Origin of the sequence: Alcaligenes faecalis (assembly GCF_005311025.1) — a bacterium.
GTDB lineage: Bacteria > Pseudomonadota > Gammaproteobacteria > Burkholderiales > Burkholderiaceae_B > Alcaligenes > Alcaligenes phenolicus.
The window spans coordinates 1622668-1639076 of sequence record NZ_CP031747.1; the positions used below are offsets into that span (position 1 = coordinate 1622668).

A 16409-nucleotide genomic window follows, 5' to 3' on the forward strand; every position below is an offset into this window, starting at 1 on the left:
GTATAAAACAAAAAGATACAAGCGCATTTCAGGCTCACCCTGAGCCCTGTTTTCGGCTTCCGCACGCCAGGGGTATCGCCTCCTCTGCCTGCCCCATGCCCCCCTCTGGCAGCCCCTCTGAAGTTTTTTCACTTTATTTTGGTTTTTTTCTTCAAAAGACTTGCACAAAGATAAAAACACCTTCATAATCTCAATTCTTCGTTGGTGGTCGACAAAAAGAACACCGAAATGGGGGTATAGCTCAGCTGGGAGAGCGCTTGCATGGCATGCAAGAGGTCAGCGGTTCGATCCCGCTTACCTCCACCAAAAAACGAAGATTAGCTGTAGAGTCCTGTCCCCTTCGTCTAGAGGCCTAGGACACCACCCTTTCACGGTGGGTACAGGGGTTCGAATCCCCTAGGGGACGCCAAGATTCTTGGCACCGCTGCGGAGCGGTAGTTCAGTTGGTTAGAATACCGGCCTGTCACGCCGGGGGTCGCGGGTTCGAGCCCCGTCCGCTCCGCCAAAAAATTCAAAAAGCCTGATAGATTTCGATCTGTCAGGCTTTTTTCATTGGTGGACTCCGGCCTGCAAGCATGCGCACCAGAACACCTCTCTCAGCCTCTGGTGCCTATCGCTCGTCTACAAATACCGTGCAAAGAAAAACCGATAAGCACTAATGCCCCTCCAAACAGGCATACCGCATGCCACCCTCCCAGACGCCAGGCAATACCAGCCCCCCATGAGCCAGTCGCACCACCCACGAACATGCCGCTCATAAATAGCGTATTCAATCGGCTCCTGGCCTCCGGACGGAGAGAGTAAATCACATGCTGATTGGAAATGAGTGCCAACTGCTCACCAATATCCAGCAACAAAATGCCCACAATCAAACCGGCAAGACTGCTCCAAAGCCCCAACACGGGGTATGACAGCAACATGATCAGGCAAGCAGCCGTGATCACAATCTGCGGTCCACGATGATCTGCGCTGCGACCCGCCAATGGAGCAATCAAAATCCCGGCAGCACCGACAACGCCCATCAAGCCAGCTACATCCGCTCCCAAGCCGTATGACTCCTGCATGTGCAATGCCAGAACTGTCCACAAACCCATAAAGGAGCCAAACAGGACCGCTTGAATACGGGTTGCTCTACGCAACAAAGGCTCTTCCCGCCACAGAACGATCAAGGACTTTATAAGGCTGAAATAACGTTGATGCACCTGGGGATTGCTATGGGGCAATTTGAGAAAAAGCATGAGCCAGGCAATCGCCGTCATCACTGCACCTAAGCAATATGTGGCCCGCCAGCCCCAATGATCGCCAATAAAGCCACCCACAGCCCTACCCAATAAAAGACCGCACAACACCCCGCTCATTACCGTGCCTACCACTTGTCCCCGGCGGCTCGGCGTCGCTAGTTCTGCCGCAAAAGGCACAATTTGTTGAGCGGCTGATGCAGAGATCCCCACCAACACGGACGCACAGACAAACCCCCAGGCATTAGGGGTTACCGCCAGACATACCAGCCCGACCAGCAAAACCGCCGCCTGCCCCAGAATCAATTTTCTACGGTCAACCCGGTCTCCAAGAGGGACCAGAAAAAACAGGCCGCAAGCAAACCCCAACTGGGTCGCCGTCGGGGCCAGATTAATCAGCCCTCTTTCCTGCGGAAATGCCTGTTGCAACAGTTCCAGAAGTGGCTGGTTGTAATAGACATTCGAGACAAATACGCCGCAGGCAATCGCCATTACCATCAGAAGCGCCGTATCCAGACGACGCACCAAGGCGGATTCTTTGGACATCACTGACTCACAAAGTAAAAAGTAGGCTGTCATGGTGAAGGAACACGTAGCCAAAGTCTTTGGCCTACAATTTCAGACGTCTGAAATCTGCTTTTCCGCCCAACTTTACCCAGAGACAAGCATGTCTAACGGTACCCACCCCACCCCTCAGAAACACTCAAGATCCGCCCAGGCCCGCGACGACGATATGCTGGCATTTGGCCGGTACCAGCTATTTCCGGGCCTGCGGCTTTTGCTGCGGGACGGTGTGCGGTTGGAGGTAGGCGAGCGTGCGCTTGATGTGCTCATCTACCTTGTAGAGGCAGCAGGAAAAGTGGTGTCAAAAGACTCACTCCTTTCGCAGATATGGTCCAAGGACGTGGTCGAGGAAAACAGCTTGCAGGCACAGATCTCATCATTACGGAAAACTCTGGGTGACGATAGAGACCTTATTTCCACGGAGTTTGGCCGAGGCTATCGATTCACCGGCGCTGTGCAATCCCATCAAGCGGCAAGCCCAATTATTGCTCATCAAACACGGAGCAAACTGCCACGTCCCAGGTCCCCCTTGATCGGCCGTATAGAGGAGCTACTGGAATTAAATCGGCTCCTTGCAAGCCAATGCCTGATCACGCTCGCCGGCCCTGCCGGTGTCGGCAAGACCCGTTTGGCCATAGAACTGGCCTCTGAAGCAAGCCCGCTTTTCCCTGATGGTGTTTACTTCGCGGACTTGTCCCAACTTGGCAGCCCCGCCTCTGTATTACCGAGCATCTCAAGCGCCTTGGCCGGCCTTGTCGGCACAGACACACAGGCCGCATCGCATCCAAACAGGGCACTCCTGCTAATTGATAACTGCGAACATGTCGCTTCGGCTTGCGCACACGTGATTGAACAACTTCTGGAGGCCGACCCGAAGCTGAGCATCCTCCTTACCAGCCAAACCCCTTTGGGACTGGAGGGCGAGCAAGTCTTTCGCATCACCCCTCTCTGCGTCCCCGCACACCCCATCAAGTTAGAAAACGCACGAGCATACAGTGCTATCGAGCTGTTCGTACGCCGGGTTATCGCCGCAGACTATCACTTCAAGCTGACCGAAGATAATCTGGATCAAATTACGGCACTCTGCAGAGCGCTGGACGGGGTTCCCCTGGCGCTCGAAATTGCGGCTGCCCGAGTCCCCTCGCTAGGGCTGGCTGCCGTCGCTGAAGACCTGGCTATTTCCTCGGGTTTGCTGGCCGCCCGGAAGACCCCATCCTCGGGGCGCCACCAGACACTGGGCGAGGCCATGCAATGGAGTTACCACTTACTGAACTCGCGTGAACAAAACGCTTTTCAGGAACTGGCTATTTTCCCTGGCGATTTCACCCTCTCCGCTGCAGAACAAATCATCTCTGCAAGACCCAAAGACTCGACCAGACTGCCCGATATTATTTACGGACTGGTTGAAAAGTCCCTGCTCACCCTGCAAGCCGGGACGCAAACTATCCGCTATCGCTATCTGAGTATGCTGCGCGCATATGCCCTGGAGCAGCTTGGGGATCGACAGACTGTTTTGGCGGACAGACATGCGCACTTTACTGCCCAACTGGCATCCCAGGCTCAACACGACTGGATGTCCTTACCCACGCCCCAGTGGAGGCAACGATATGAACACCACATCGATGACATCAGAACCGCTTTGGACTGGGCATTCCGAAATAATCAGCACCGCAGTCTGGGGCTCCATATCCTGGCCAACTCCGCCCCATTCTGGATACAGTTGTCGCTTCACGATGAAGGTCGTCAGAGAATTACGGATGCACTCAAACAAAGCACAGGCTCATCCCTAGAAGAACAGCAGGAGATGATGATTCAAGCCGCCCTGGCCACCTCCCTGACCTGGTCACGCGGCCCGACGCCAGAGAATGGACAGGCATGGACCCGAGCTGGCGAGCTCGCATTGCAGCTAGGCGACAGGGAGATGCAGCTACAAGCGGAATACGGCCTATGGCTCTTTCATCTTCGTAGCGGCCGGTACACCCAGGCTCTGGAACACGGCCAGAACATGGCGGATTTGGCTCTACAGTTCTCTGACCGAGCCGCTTTTCTGACTGCCCGCCGTCTAATTGGCACGTCCTATCATTTTTTAGGACGGCACGCTGAAGCCTTATTTGAAATCGAGGCCATGCTTGATGCCTATGTGCGCGACGAACGCCATGGCTCTCACTTCCGATTCGGATTGGATCAGCGCGTCGCGGGCTGGGCTTTTCTTTCCCGCATTCTATGGGTCATGGGGAACACGAACAAAGCTCGCCATGCGGCCCAATTAGCGATCGAGGAGGCCATACCGCTGGATCACGCTTGCACCTTATGTTGTGCACTGGCGGAAGGAAGCTGCACGGTGGCAGCGCTTTCAGGGGATAGCCAGGAGGTCACTCGAATGTCGCAAGAGCTTAATCACCTTGCTGGCCAACATGGTTTGGAGTTCTGGGCACGGTATGGTTCGGCATTTACGCTTTGGGCAAAAGTCGCCGAGAACCCCGCTGAAGTTCCTTTCCAGACACTCCAGTCAGCTCTGACACAGTTACAGGAGCACGGGTTTGACACGGCATATTCTGTTTTCTTGTCTGACTTTGCACATGCAATGATCGAACAAGGGCATAGCCCGGAAGCGGTTGCACTCATCAAGGCCCGCCTTGCTGATGAGACCGCTGAAGAGCAACTATGGAACGCCCCGGAACTGCTGAGAATTCAGGCGCAGGCAATGATGCATCTCCCATCCGAACAACCATACGTATCAGCTACCTTGCAAAAAGCGCTATCCCTGGCACGCTCTCAACAAGCCAAAGCCTGGAAAGTCAGACTCAAAGCATGATCCCATCCTGCGGATGCCCTGCTGCCTGCTCAAGCCATCGGCTGATCTAAAAGGTTTGCCTGTCAAGAAGAGTCCCATCAAGCAAAAAAACGGGATATGTGGCCTCAATTTACTTGCCGCGGCTTAACAAGGAAGTTAATGTATTGCGTTATCGTTACTTCAACATTCAACTTCTATGCCAGCCAGTACCCTGGGCCAGCGTGGTCCGACCGAGCATCATCGCCGCGAACAGATCATTGAGCAGGCCAATACGCATTTCCGGCTCTATGGGTATCGCAAGACCTCTGTTGCCAGCCTGGCCAAATCCATAGGCGTGTCCAGCGCTTATCTCTATCGTTTTTTCGACTCCAAGCAGGCTATCGGCCAGGCGATCTGCCACTCTGTGCTCAAAGGCATGCACGTGCAGCTGCAACAGATTGTGGAGGGCGACTTGCCCCCTATCGAACGTCTGCGCCACTTCATTGAAACCGCCTGCACGCTAAGCCTGGAGCTGTTCTTGCAGGAAGGCCGCATGCAAGAAGTGGTCATTGAAGCGCTGCAAAACAATTGGGCAACAGTGGACCAGCACAGAGAAGATTTGCTGACCCAAATCACCGCCCTGGTGCGCGCGGGCCGTGAAAGCGGCGACTTTGAACGCCGCACGCCCTTGGACGAGGTGGTTCAAGGCATCCTGTTTGCCTTGACCGCCTGTCTACACCCTGTCTTGCTGGAAATACATCCGCCTGAAAAAACCCGTCAAGGTTTGCTGGTGGTAACGCAGCTTATCCTGCGCAGCCTGATGCCTTGAACATCACGCCCCAAGTTACAGTTCATCCAACTATTTACCTACCCGGAGTCCTGCATGGCTCTTTTTCGCTCTCTTAGTCCTGTCTTGAGTTTGTCCGCCGCCCTTGTACTGATGGGGTGCAGCCAGCAGACGCAGGAGGCCGACCCTCGCACTCAGGCTCCTTTGGTCATTCAAAGCGTGATTCAGCCCAAGGCCGATCAGCAGCGACGTTTTCTGGGACTGGTCAGCGCACGGGTGGAAAGCCCGCTGGCATTTCGGGTAGGTGGCAAGATTGATACGCGCAAAGTTCAAAACGGCGAGCACGTTGAAAAAGGCCAGCTCTTGATGACGCTGGACCCCAAGGATCTGCAACTGGATTACCGCGCCCGTCTGGCTGCCGTGCAGGCCGCCCAGGCTCAGGCCGAACAAGCCCAGTCAGATTACAAACGCTTGTCCCTGCTGGTAGAGCAAGGCGGCGTTTCCCGTCAGGCGCATGAACAAAGCCAGAAGGCACTGCGTAGCGCACAGGCAAATCTGAAGTCCGCCCAAGCACAAGCTGAAATAGCCCGCAACGCCGACCAATACAGTTCCTTGAAAGCAGAAGCCAGCGGCATCATTACCGCCCAGATTGCGGATGTTGGCCAAGTTGTCAGCCCAGGGCAAGCCGTGCTGCGTCTGGCCCAGGACGGCCCACGTGATGTCATTGTCAGCCTGCCCGAACAGTGGGATATCCCGCTGGGTACTCGCGCCACCATTGAGCTGACGGACTCCCAGGAAAGCCTGCCCGCCCAACTGCGCGAGTTGGCCCAATCCTCTGACCCTGCAACCCGCAGCTATCAGGCCCGCTTTTCCTTCGAGGGCGAGAATGTCACCGCAAGACTGGGTTCCAGCGCCATTGTGCATTTGACGCCCCCGGATGCAGACGCCTTGAATCAAGTGCCACTGACTGCAATTTACGATGCGGGTAAAGGGCCCGGTGTGTGGGTAATTGATGATCAGAAAACCGTGCACTGGCAGCCCGTGACCATTGCCAAACTGGCCCAGGAACACGCTTACCTGTCCCAAGGCCCTGAAGCCGGTACGGCCATCGTGGCGTTGGGCGCTAACCTTTTGCATGAAGGCCAGGAAGTTCGTCCTGAAACACGCGAGGTCAAGCAATGACAGGCCGCTTCAATCTCTCCGCTCTGGCGGTGCGTGAACGGGCCATCACGCTGTTTCTGATCATTGCTCTGGCAGCGTCCGGCATTTACTCCTTCGTGAAACTGGGTCGAGCCGAAGACCCGGCTTTTACCGTGAAAGTGCTGACCGTCACCGCCATGTGGCCCGGAGCCACCGCCCAGGAAATGCAGGATCTGGTGGCCGAGCCCATGGAAAAGCGCATGCAGGAACTGCGCTGGTTTGACAAGGTAGAGACGGTTACCCGTCCCGGCACCGCCTTGATGGTGGTGACCCTGAAAGACACCATGCCGCCGGCGGACGTTCAGAGCGAGTTCTATCAGCTCCGCAAGAAGCTGCAGGATCAGGCTCCGCGCTTGCCCAAAGGCGTGCAGGGGCCGTTTGTGAACGACGAGTACTCGGACGTGTCCTTCAGCCTGTTCGCGCTGCAAGCCCCTGGTTTGCCACCGCGCCTGCTGACTCGCGAGGCCGAGAAAGTACGCAGCCAGCTACTGCAAGTCCCTGGCGTCAAGAAGGTCAATATTCTGGGCGAGCAAAGCGAGCGTATTTTTGTCGATCTGGACGAAGCCAAGCTGCACAACCTGCAGCTCAACCCTCAACAGATTCTGGAAGCCTTGTCCAAGCGCAGCGCCATGACAGCCAGTGGTGCCGTCAGCACCGATGGCCCGCGCATTCACATGCGCCTTAGCGCCGGACTGGAGGATTTGGAGGCCATCAGCAATACCTATATCTACGTACAGGGCCACAATCTGCGTCTGGGCGACATTGCCACCATCAGTCGTGGATACGAAGACCCGCCCAGCTTCGAGATTCACCACAACGCACAATTTGCCATGTTGCTGGATGTGGTGATGCAGGAGGGCTACAACGGCCTGTATCTGGGCAAGGATCTGGAAAAGGCACGGGAAGATATTGCCGCTGCCCTGCCCCTGGGCTTCTCCCTGGATACCGTCACCAACCAGTCGGTGAACATTGCCTCCGCCGTAGGCGAGTTCATGTTCAAGTTCTTCGCGGCGCTGAGCGTGGTGCTGCTGGTGTGTCTGGTCAGCATGGGCTGGCGGGTCGGGATTGTAGTGGCTGCCGCTGTGCCCCTGACGCTGGCCATGGTGTTCGTCATCATGATGATGACGGGCAAGGTGTTTGACCGGGTAACGCTGGGCGCGCTGATTATCTCGCTGGGCCTGCTGGTGGACGACGCCATTATTGCGATCGAGATCATGATCGTGAAAATGGAAGAAGGCATGGACCGCCTGAAAGCCGCCGCCTATGCCTGGAACCATACGGCAGCCCCCATGCTGTCCGGCACCCTGGTGACGATTATCGGCTTTCTGCCGGTGGGTTTTGCCCGTTCCTCTGCCGGGGAGTACGCCGGCAATATCTTCTGGATTCTGGCCGCTGCCCTGCTGACGTCCTGGCTGGTCGCGGTGGCCTTCACTCCCTATATGGGCGTGAAATTGCTGCCCGCCATTCCAGCCCGTCCTGGCGGCCATCAGGCCATTTACGACACCCCCAATTACATGCGCCTGCGCCGCATGATTGCCTGGTCGGTACACCACAAGTTTCTGGTGGCCGGAATTGTGGTGGCGGCCTTCGTGCTGGCGGTTGTAGGCATGGGTTTCGTCAAACAGCAATTCTTCCCCACCTCCGACCGACCCGAGCTGCTGGTAGAAGTGCAGTTACCCGAGGGCAGCAGTATTCAGTCCACGCAAGCCGTTACTCGCAAGGTGGAGAGCTGGTTGCGCGAGCAGCCCGAAACCAAGCTGGTCACCAGTTATGCCGGGCAAGGCGCACCGCGCTTTTTCCTGTCCTACAACCCTGAACTGCCTGATCCCTCCTTTGCTCGTCTGGTGGTGCTGACGGCTGATCACCACGACCGCGATGCGCTGCTGCAACGCTTCCGCCAAGTGGTGGCCGATGGCCTGACACCAGAAGCACGCGTCCGTGCCACTCAGCTGGTGTTCGGGCCATCCACCAAATACCCGGTGGAGTTCCTGGTACGTGGCCCTGATCTGGACAAGCTGCGTGATATTTCCGAGCAGGCCATGGCGGTGATGCGGGCCGACAAGGACATGCGTCAGGTGAACGTGGACTGGGGTTCGCGCGTACCCGTCCTGAAGCTGGACGTAGACCCGCAACGTCTGCAAGCCTTGGGTTTGAATCGCCAGAGTCTGGCCGAACAAATCCAGTTGCAGCTGGATGGCACAACCGTTGCGGAATACCGCGAGGACCTGCGTAATGTGCTGGTTGTGGCGCGCAGCTCGGCCAGCAACCGCCATGACCCAACTCGCCTTTCCGGCCTGACCGTCATGAATGATCAGGGCCAGAACCTGCCCTTGGAGCAAGTCGGCAAGCTGGAAATCATGCAGGAAGAACCCAAGCTGGCACGTCGCAACCGCCTGCCCACCATGACCGTGCGAGGGGATATTGCTCCGCACGTGCAACCGGCAGAAGTGGCCAACCGGGTGATGAAGGAGTTTGCCTCCTTGCAGGCTTCCCTGCCCCCTGGCTACCTGATCGAAATGAGCGGCATCACCGCCGAGGCCAAGAAGTCCAATGACGCGCTGCTGCCCGTCTTCCCGGTCATGATTGCCTTGATGCTGCTGGTTATCGTGATTCAGGTACGTTCGCTCTCGAACATGATCATGGTGTTCCTGACCGCCCCCTTGGGCCTGATTGGCAGCGTGCCCGCCTTGCTGATCTTCCAGCAACCCTTTGGCTTTACGGCGATTCTGGGGCTGATTGGTCTGGCGGGGATCCTGATGCGCAATACCTTGATTCTGATTGAGCAGATCAAGACCAACCGGGCTGAAGGTGCCTCACCCTACGATGCCGTGATTGAAGCCACTGTACAGCGTGCCCGCCCCGTCATTCTGACGGCGCTGGCGGCGGTATTGGCCTTCATTCCGCTGTCCTTCTCCGTGTTCTGGGGCTCCATGGCCCTGACGCTGATCGGCGGTACAGCCATTGGCACCATCCTGACGCTCTTGTTCTTGCCCAGCTTGTATTCGATCTGGAATCGAATCCAGGATCCACGCGCCTCATAACTTGCTTGAAGGCTGAAACTGTGTAAATAATGGATGCATGGTTTGAACACCAACAAACCATGCATCCCACTGCCAGTCTTGTGGGTCCAGAGAACAGAACGACGCAAGATAGCTTATGTCTACACAGAAAGACCTGCCCGCCGCCCTGTCTCACGCTTTCGAGAAGGCGATCTACCGTGTACACAGCCCAAAGGGCGATATGGACGTGCGCATCGGCCAGCTCAACCGCCCTCTGAATCAATTACTGGAACAAGAAAACAGCCGTGGTGCGGCAATTTTGACCGCCTGCAATCCAGGCGCACAAATTTGCAGCCGTGCCTTTAACGATGCGGTTCAGGAAAGCTTGCTGCGCGATTTGCAGAAACTGGATCTGCGCTGGTGGCCCGCTGTGAATCTGGACCCCAAGGGCAAATGGCCGGATGAACCCAGCCTGCTGGTGCTGGACATCAGCCTGCAACAGGCACGCTGGCAAGCACGCCTGTTCAAGCAATTGGCTTTTGTCTATATACCGCTCAATGGCAAGCCGCAGCTGCATCAAGTGCAGCAGCGCCTGCCGGTGTCTGATCAGGCCGCTTCAAACAGCCCCGTTCCCTTCTAAGCGCTGACGAAAGTCTTCAGCAATGGCGGCACCTTTCAGCCGCCCTTCCGGCAAGACCTGCGCCCAGGCGCGCCACTCGTGGCCGGTTGCTACCAGCACGCCGTCCATATTGAAGACTTGATATTCAAGCTTGAAACGCCGGTCCAGCCATTGAGCCACATGCACGCAAACGCGAATCTCGCGATCATAGGTGACAGGTGCGCGGAAGTTGGCACCGACATCCACCAATGGCGTTACCGCATCATATTCCTGGCGCAAGATACGCTGGCTCAAGCCTGCTTGCCGCAGCCACGCCTGATACGTGCAATCAAACCAATAAAAATAATTGGGATAGAAAACAATCCCGGCCTCATCGCAATCACCCCATTCCACGGTGATGCGGCGCTCGAACACGTGCATGTTTATCCTTTTGCAAAATCGCCTGCCAGTTTACCTCGGATAAAAAGGTGGAAACCACGGTAATCAGGCACTGAATCAGCCGCTGAAACATTTTGAAAACACTACCTTTGAAATAGTTTGTATCCCTCACAATGATTGAAATTAAGCGAAGTTAGCGACAATTTCCTCTAAAAATTACTGAAATAGGCCCCATAGTGAGAAAAGCCTCCGGAGCCTGCCAGCCCCAGGAGTCGTCTTTCACAGGCAGAAAACCTAGCATAGCTGCGTCACTGAATAAGGTAGCCTGCCATGTCTGTAAATACCCCCGCACCCTGGACGATTCGTCGCATCATGGAGCTTTACGAGCTGCCCTTTATGGACCTCGTGTTCCAGGCGCAGACCGTACATAGACAGCACCACCCGGCCAATCAAATCCAGCTCTCCAGTCTGCTCTCCATCAAGACAGGCGCCTGTCCCGAAGATTGCTCCTACTGCCCGCAATCCTCCAAATACCAGACCGAACTGGAACCTGAACCCTTGATGCCCCTGGAACAGGTATTGGAAGCGGCCCGCGCCGCCCAGGCACAGGGTGCTCAGCGTTTTTGCATGGGTGCCGCCTGGCGCTCTCCTACCGAAAAACAGTTGGACGAGGTAGTTGAGATGGTCAGCGCCGTCAAAGCGATGGGGCTGGAAACCTGTGTCACCTTGGGCATGCTCAAAGACGGTCAGGCGCAGCGCCTGAAAGATGCCGGACTGGACTACTACAACCACAATCTGGACACCTCCCCCGAGTTCTATGGCCAGATCATCAGCACACGCACGTACCAGGACCGCCTGGACACGCTGGAACGCGTACGCGCAGCCGGTTTGAACAGTTGCTGCGGCGGGATTATCGGCATGGGTGAAAGCCGTCGCGAGCGTGCTGGTCTGCTGGCTCAGCTGGCCAATATGCGCCCTTGCCCCGAGTCCGTGCCTATCAACCAATTGGTGAAAGTACCGGGCACGCCGCTGGATCAGGTCGATGATCTGGACCCCTTCGAGTTTGTACGTACGATTGCCATTGCGCGTATCCTGATGCCCACCAGCGCCGTACGCCTGTCGGCGGGACGAGAAACCATGGATGACAGCACCCAGGCCCTGTGCTTTATGGCCGGTGCCAACTCCATTTTCTATGGCGAGCAATTGCTGACTACCGGCAACCCGCAGTTTGTGGCAGACCAGGATCTGTTTGCCCGCCTGCAACTGGAAGCGGCCAAAACCACACTGTCCGAACCCCCTTTGTCATTGGAACAAACCCGTCCACGCGCTATGGTCGAGGCCCTCTAACATGCTCACTCTGATCGCCAGCATTCTGTGCAGTGTTGCCGTTTCCATTCTGCTGAAAGTCGCTCGCCAGCGGCAGATCGATGTCGCCCAGGCCATCATGGTCAACTATGGCGTGGCAGTCACCTTGAGTCTGGTATTGCTGCAACCGCATCCCAGCAGTCTGCTGAATCCTGCTACCCCCTGGTGGATTCTGATTGCCTTGGGTGTGCTCTTGCCCAGCGTCTTTCTGTTCATGGCGGCGGCAGTGCGGCAAGCCGGGATTGTGTTGAGCGATGCTGCCCAGCGCCTGTCCCTGTTCATTCCCTTGCTGGCGGCCTTTCTCTTGTTTGGCGAGCATCTGGCTGGTCAGAAACTGCTGGGCATCGCCCTGGCCCTGATTGCCTTGCTGTGCCTGCTGATACGTCCGCGGCAGGCCAGTAGCCAGGAAGCAGGCTCCGGGCATCCTGCCCTGATGCTGCTGGCTGTGTGGCTAGGCTATGGCGTGATCGACATCATGTTCAAGCAGCTTTCCAAAGCCGGTGCAGCTTTCTCCAGCAGTCTGGTGGTGTCCTTCTCGCTAGCCGGTGTGCTGATGCTGTGCTGGTTGCTGGCCAAGCGCACCAGCTGGCACAAAGGCAGCCTTTTAGCCGGTCTGGTGCTGGGCCTGCTGAACTTCGGGAATATTTTCTTTTATATCCGCGCCCACCAGATCTTCCCGGAGAACCCCACTCTGGTGTTCTCGGCCATGAATATTGGTGTGATTGCCATGGGTGCCATCATCGGCGCGGGCTTCTTCAAGGAAAAGCTCAGCGCGCTCAATATGGTGGGGGTTGCCCTGGCCATTGGCGCTATCGTGGCCCTGATTCCGCGGTGAACAATGTCGGGCGTGTCTCATACATGCCCGCGTAAACGCACTATACGAGAATTCTTATATTTGACATTTAAAACTTCAGGGACCGCGGCTTTTCATCTCCTGTAGATTAGAAAAAAACGATTTTTACCGACGCCCACGTCGGAGACTACACAGGAGACATGATCATGACCGGATTTACCCGTCGACAGTTACTGCTGGCCGCCGCTTCCGCTGGAGCCGGCGCACTGGCTGCCCCTTGGCTTGGCCGCAGTGTGCTGGCGGCCAACAAACCCGTCGTTGCCGCCCTGTTCTGCGGCCACATTGATGACAACGGCTTCATGCAAGCTGGTTATCAGGGCTTCAAGAAGGCCATGGACCAGTTGCCCATTACCGGCCACTACAAAGACCAGGTGGCCAACGAAACCCAGGCACAAATTGCCGCTCTGCGCGAACTGGCAACACAATACAAACCGGCCTTGCTGATCGCCCACGGCGGTCAGAACACCGATGCTGCCCTGGCCGTTGCCAAGGAGTTTCCGGATACCCGCTTTGTGATCACGCAAGGTGCCGTCACTGCCAGCAATCTGAGCAGCTATGACGTGCGTCAGGAAGAGTCAGCCTGGCTGGCCGGTGCCTATGCCGCCCTGATGACCAAGACCGGCGTAGTGGCCCACCAGTCCGGCATACGCGTACCCCCTGGTTTGCGCGCCCGCGCTTCCTATGCTGCTGGCGTCAAGCATGCCAATCCGGATGTGAAGCTGCTGACAAACTTCTCCGGCAACCAGGATGATATTGAGCTGGCCGCGCGGGTCACCCAGGCACAGGCCAAAGCTGGTGCAGACATCATCTACACCATGCTGAACAAAGGCCGTGGCGGCACAACGCAGGCCTGCCGTGAACTGGGTATCAAAGAAATTGGCAATGTAATTGACTGGGTCGCCCGCGAGCCCGACGTATTCGTCGGTTCCGCCTGGGCCGATGTAGGCATTGGCGTATTTGAAGCTTGCAAGGATCTGAGCGAAAACAAGTTCGAGTCCGGCAAGATCTTCAAGGTTGGCCTGCAGCAACCGGATGCGGTGCGCCTGATCATGGCCCCGGACACACCGGATGCCGTGCGCCAGCGTATTGCAGCGCTGCAGCAGGATATTCTGGCTGGCAAGATTGAGGTTGAGGCCGAATTCAAAGGACCTGAGTTCCAGATTTAAGATCCGGGCAGAAATAAAAAACCCAGGCTTGGCCTGGGTTTTTTTTATGAGTGAATCATGGTCGTAAAGCGCCACGACAACAGGCTCGATTCTGGCGACTGTTTAAGGGGCTGGATCTGAGGTTTTACGTGCTTTCTCTGCGTCTTTCTCAGCGCTCGAGCTTTCCACATCTGCCGCGCTCCCAAAAGCATTCAAGCCTTCAGAATTTACAGAGCTTCCCGAGCTTCCCGAGCTTCCCGAGCTTCCCGAGCTTCCCGAGCTTCCAACAACAGAATCAGCCCGTTTGTCGTCCTCGGCAAGTGTCGCCTCTGCAGCCTCATCTTCCGCCTTGCGTTCCGCAGCTGTGCTTTCGGTCGTTGCGGGCACCCGCTCTTCAACTGGCGGCAGATCTTCGAAAACCGGGTCATGCGACACGTCAGAGCTGATATCTACCCGTGGGTCCAGTGCCACCGCCGCAGCCGAGCTTTGCAAGCTGTCTGGCATAGGCACAAAGGTAGTAGGCGCATCCTGGCTCAAGTGATCGCCCAGTACCTTTTGCGGGCGGACCAGCAGAACCAAAGCCAAGCCACAGGCTGCCACGAAGATGTAGTACAGATTGCTGCCAATATAAGACATCAGGCCGCCGGCAAGCAGCGGCCCCAGACAGGCCCCCAGGCCATACACCATATACAAAATGGCGCTCAAGCCAACTCGCCGCTCCGGATCCACGTTGTCATTGGCGAAAGCCGCGCCCAAGGGGTACAGCGTAAATTGCAGAATCCCGAACAACGCCGAAAAAATCAGCAGAAACCAGAATGGGGCCTCAAACCAGCCCCACAAAGGAATGGCCAAGGCCAGCAAACAGATCGCGTTAATGCGGATCAGTTTGACGCGATTCATGCGATCCGCCAGCCAACCCACCGGCCATTGGGCCAGCACACCGGCGGCCACAGACACGGCGACAAACAAGGCAGCCTGCTCATTGCTTAGATGAACACGCACCGCATACACCGGCGCCAGACCATAAAAGGCCCCGGTCAACATACCGGCGACCAGCAGCACCATCATGGACAAGGGCACGCGGTCCACGTAATAGCGTGCGTTAATGGGCGCGGGCACTTGCAAGGGTGGGTGACTGCGACGGGTAATCGCCACCGGCACCAGACTGAAGGCCGAACAGATCGCCACAAAAACCAACGGCTCGTAATTCAGATGCGGGAACAGGGTCAAAGACAACTGCCCCAGCACGGTGCCCAGGCTGGAGAACACCATGTAAAAGGCAAAAATGGTGCCGCGTTGACTATTGTCGCTTTGCTCGTTCAGCCAGCTTTCAATCCCCATGAACTGCACCACCATGGCCGCGCCCGCCAAAAAGCGTAGCAGCAGCCAGACGTACATGGAATCAACCAGAATCTGAACCAGCACACAGATGGTGACAATGGCAGCACTGGCGGCGTACGCCCGAATATGACCCACGCCCATGATCAGGCGGTGACCCATACGAGCACCAAATACCAGGCCCAGGTAATACACCGCAATCAGCCCGCCAATCCATACCTCTGACACCGAGATGGCCGTCAGGCGCACCCCCATGAAGGTATTGAACAGGCCCGAGCTGAGCAAGAGCATCAGGGTCGCAAAGTACAGGGACGAAAACGCACCCACCGATGACAGCATCCAGACATCCTAAAAAAACCGCGGCACCGGCCCCCAACTCTCGCCACCATCCAGTTTCCGGCCTGGGTTTTGCGACAGGAGCACGGTAAAAAAAAGCGCCAGCTTGCCGCCAGCGCCTTGTAATCCTTCTATCCCTCGCCACGCCGGACTGGCTGGGGATCAGATATTTACGACTTTACCTGTTTCAACAGGGTGTCTGCATCCGATGTGTGCAGGCCGCCGTCGTTATCAATGTTCAGTTGTTTGACAACGCCGTCTTCCAGCAAGGCAGAGAAACGCTTGGAGCGCACACCCAGGCCTTTGGACGTCAGGTCAAATTCCAGACCCAATGCTTTGGTCCAGACAGCACTGCCGTCGGCCAGCAAACGTACTTTGCCATTAACGTTCAGGGACTTGCCCCAAGCGCCCATTACGAAAGGATCGTTCACTGCCACGCACCAGATCTCGTCTACGCCGGCAGCCTTGAACTCGTCTGCCTTGGCAATAAAGCCAGGCAAGTGCTGCTCGGAGCAGGTGGGGGTGAAAGCGCCAGGAACGGCGAACACGGCAATTTTCTTGCCTTTAACCAGATCAGCCACCTGAAAGTTGTTGGGGCCCATAGGGCAGCTTTCTGTGGCGGTTTCAATGTACTCGCTAAGGGTCGCGTCTGGAACGCGCGCACCGACTGAAATGGACATAAGGTCTCCGTATGAATAAATACCGCCAGTATGGCGGCCCGAACAATCTATGATACTAATAGACTGGCCTGCCTAATAGGCAAATAATACTTATCAGTACGTTTCACTTGCCTACACGCCCCAGAGAAAACGCG

Annotated in this window: 12 protein-coding genes and 3 tRNA genes; 11 read left to right on the forward strand and 4 right to left on the reverse strand. The window is 56.6% G+C overall.

The window, feature by feature from the left end:
• Positions 1 to 230 precede the first annotated feature (230 nt).
• The 3 genes from D0C27_RS07350 to D0C27_RS07360 all read left to right on the forward strand — a co-directional run bounded on the left by D0C27_RS07350 (position 231) and on the right by D0C27_RS07360 (position 505).
• Positions 231 to 306, forward strand: a tRNA-Ala gene (locus D0C27_RS07350).
• Positions 307 to 333: 27 nt separating this feature from the next.
• Positions 334 to 409: transfer RNA gene (locus tag D0C27_RS07355), tRNA-Glu, on the forward strand.
• Positions 410 to 428: 19 nt separating this feature from the next.
• A tRNA-Asp gene (locus tag D0C27_RS07360) sits at positions 429 to 505 on the forward strand.
• Between the two features lie 91 nt (positions 506 to 596).
• Here the strand turns inward: D0C27_RS07360 and D0C27_RS07365 are convergent.
• Entirely contained in the window at positions 597 to 1784 is a 1188-nt protein-coding gene (locus tag D0C27_RS07365) for an MFS transporter (protein WP_205717087.1), read from the reverse strand.
• A gap of 31 nt (positions 1785 to 1815) precedes the next feature.
• On the opposite strand from D0C27_RS07365, the gene D0C27_RS07370 reads away from it, so the two are divergent.
• The 5 genes from D0C27_RS07370 to D0C27_RS07390 all read left to right on the forward strand — a co-directional run bounded on the left by D0C27_RS07370 (position 1816) and on the right by D0C27_RS07390 (position 10201).
• Positions 1816 to 4617, forward strand: coding sequence for an ATP-binding protein (locus tag D0C27_RS07370; protein ID WP_137430693.1), 2802 nt, complete (start codon positions 1816 to 1818; stop codon positions 4615 to 4617).
• A 175-nt stretch (positions 4618 to 4792) separates the two neighbouring features.
• The gene (locus D0C27_RS07375) at positions 4793 to 5404 is read left to right on the forward strand and encodes a TetR/AcrR family transcriptional regulator (RefSeq protein WP_035271186.1); all 612 of its coding nucleotides are present in this window, start codon (positions 4793 to 4795) and stop codon (positions 5402 to 5404) included.
• Positions 5405 to 5458: 54 nt separating this feature from the next.
• Complete coding sequence (locus D0C27_RS07380) at positions 5459 to 6544, forward strand: efflux RND transporter periplasmic adaptor subunit (protein WP_009463858.1); 1086 nt, start codon at positions 5459 to 5461, stop codon at positions 6542 to 6544.
• Positions 6541 to 9603, forward strand: coding sequence for an efflux RND transporter permease subunit (locus D0C27_RS07385; RefSeq protein ID WP_137430694.1), 3063 nt, complete (start codon positions 6541 to 6543; stop codon positions 9601 to 9603). Before D0C27_RS07380 ends, D0C27_RS07385 begins: the two co-directional genes overlap by 4 nt.
• Positions 9604 to 9718: 115 nt before the next feature.
• Positions 9719 to 10201 (forward strand): DUF3293 domain-containing protein, encoded by a 483-nt coding sequence (locus D0C27_RS07390; protein ID WP_035271189.1) that lies wholly within the window; start codon positions 9719 to 9721, stop codon positions 10199 to 10201.
• Here D0C27_RS07390 and D0C27_RS07395 read toward each other — a convergent pair.
• Complete coding sequence (locus tag D0C27_RS07395; protein WP_060186313.1) at positions 10178 to 10600, reverse strand: acyl-CoA thioesterase; 423 nt, start codon at positions 10598 to 10600, stop codon at positions 10178 to 10180. The two genes, D0C27_RS07390 and D0C27_RS07395, sit on opposite strands and share 24 nt — an antisense overlap.
• Before the next feature lie 288 nt (positions 10601 to 10888).
• Here D0C27_RS07395 and bioB point away from each other — a divergent pair, with 288 nt between their 5' ends.
• The 3 genes from bioB (at position 10889) to D0C27_RS07410 (ending at position 13942) form a co-directional block, all read left to right on the forward strand.
• Positions 10889 to 11905, forward strand: coding sequence for a biotin synthase BioB (gene bioB, locus D0C27_RS07400; protein WP_060186312.1), 1017 nt, complete (start codon positions 10889 to 10891; stop codon positions 11903 to 11905).
• Position 11906: 1 nt separating this feature from the next.
• A complete protein-coding gene (locus D0C27_RS07405; RefSeq protein ID WP_060186311.1) occupies positions 11907 to 12758 on the forward strand; it encodes a hypothetical protein in 852 nt (283 codons plus the stop codon).
• Between the two features lie 164 nt (positions 12759 to 12922).
• Positions 12923 to 13942: a BMP family protein gene (locus tag D0C27_RS07410; protein WP_115634333.1), complete on the forward strand. Its 1020-nt coding sequence runs from the start codon at positions 12923 to 12925 to the stop codon at positions 13940 to 13942.
• Positions 13943 to 14044: 102 nt separating this feature from the next.
• Here the strand turns inward: D0C27_RS07410 and D0C27_RS07415 are convergent, their stop codons facing one another.
• Together D0C27_RS07415 and D0C27_RS07420 are read right to left on the reverse strand one after the other, a co-directional pair.
• Positions 14045 to 15598 (reverse strand): MFS transporter, encoded by a 1554-nt coding sequence (locus D0C27_RS07415; RefSeq protein ID WP_115634237.1) that lies wholly within the window; start codon positions 15596 to 15598, stop codon positions 14045 to 14047.
• A gap of 167 nt (positions 15599 to 15765) precedes the next feature.
• Positions 15766 to 16275: a peroxiredoxin gene (locus D0C27_RS07420; RefSeq protein WP_009463866.1), complete on the reverse strand. Its 510-nt coding sequence runs from the start codon at positions 16273 to 16275 to the stop codon at positions 15766 to 15768.
• Positions 16276 to 16409: the final 134 nt, after the last annotated feature.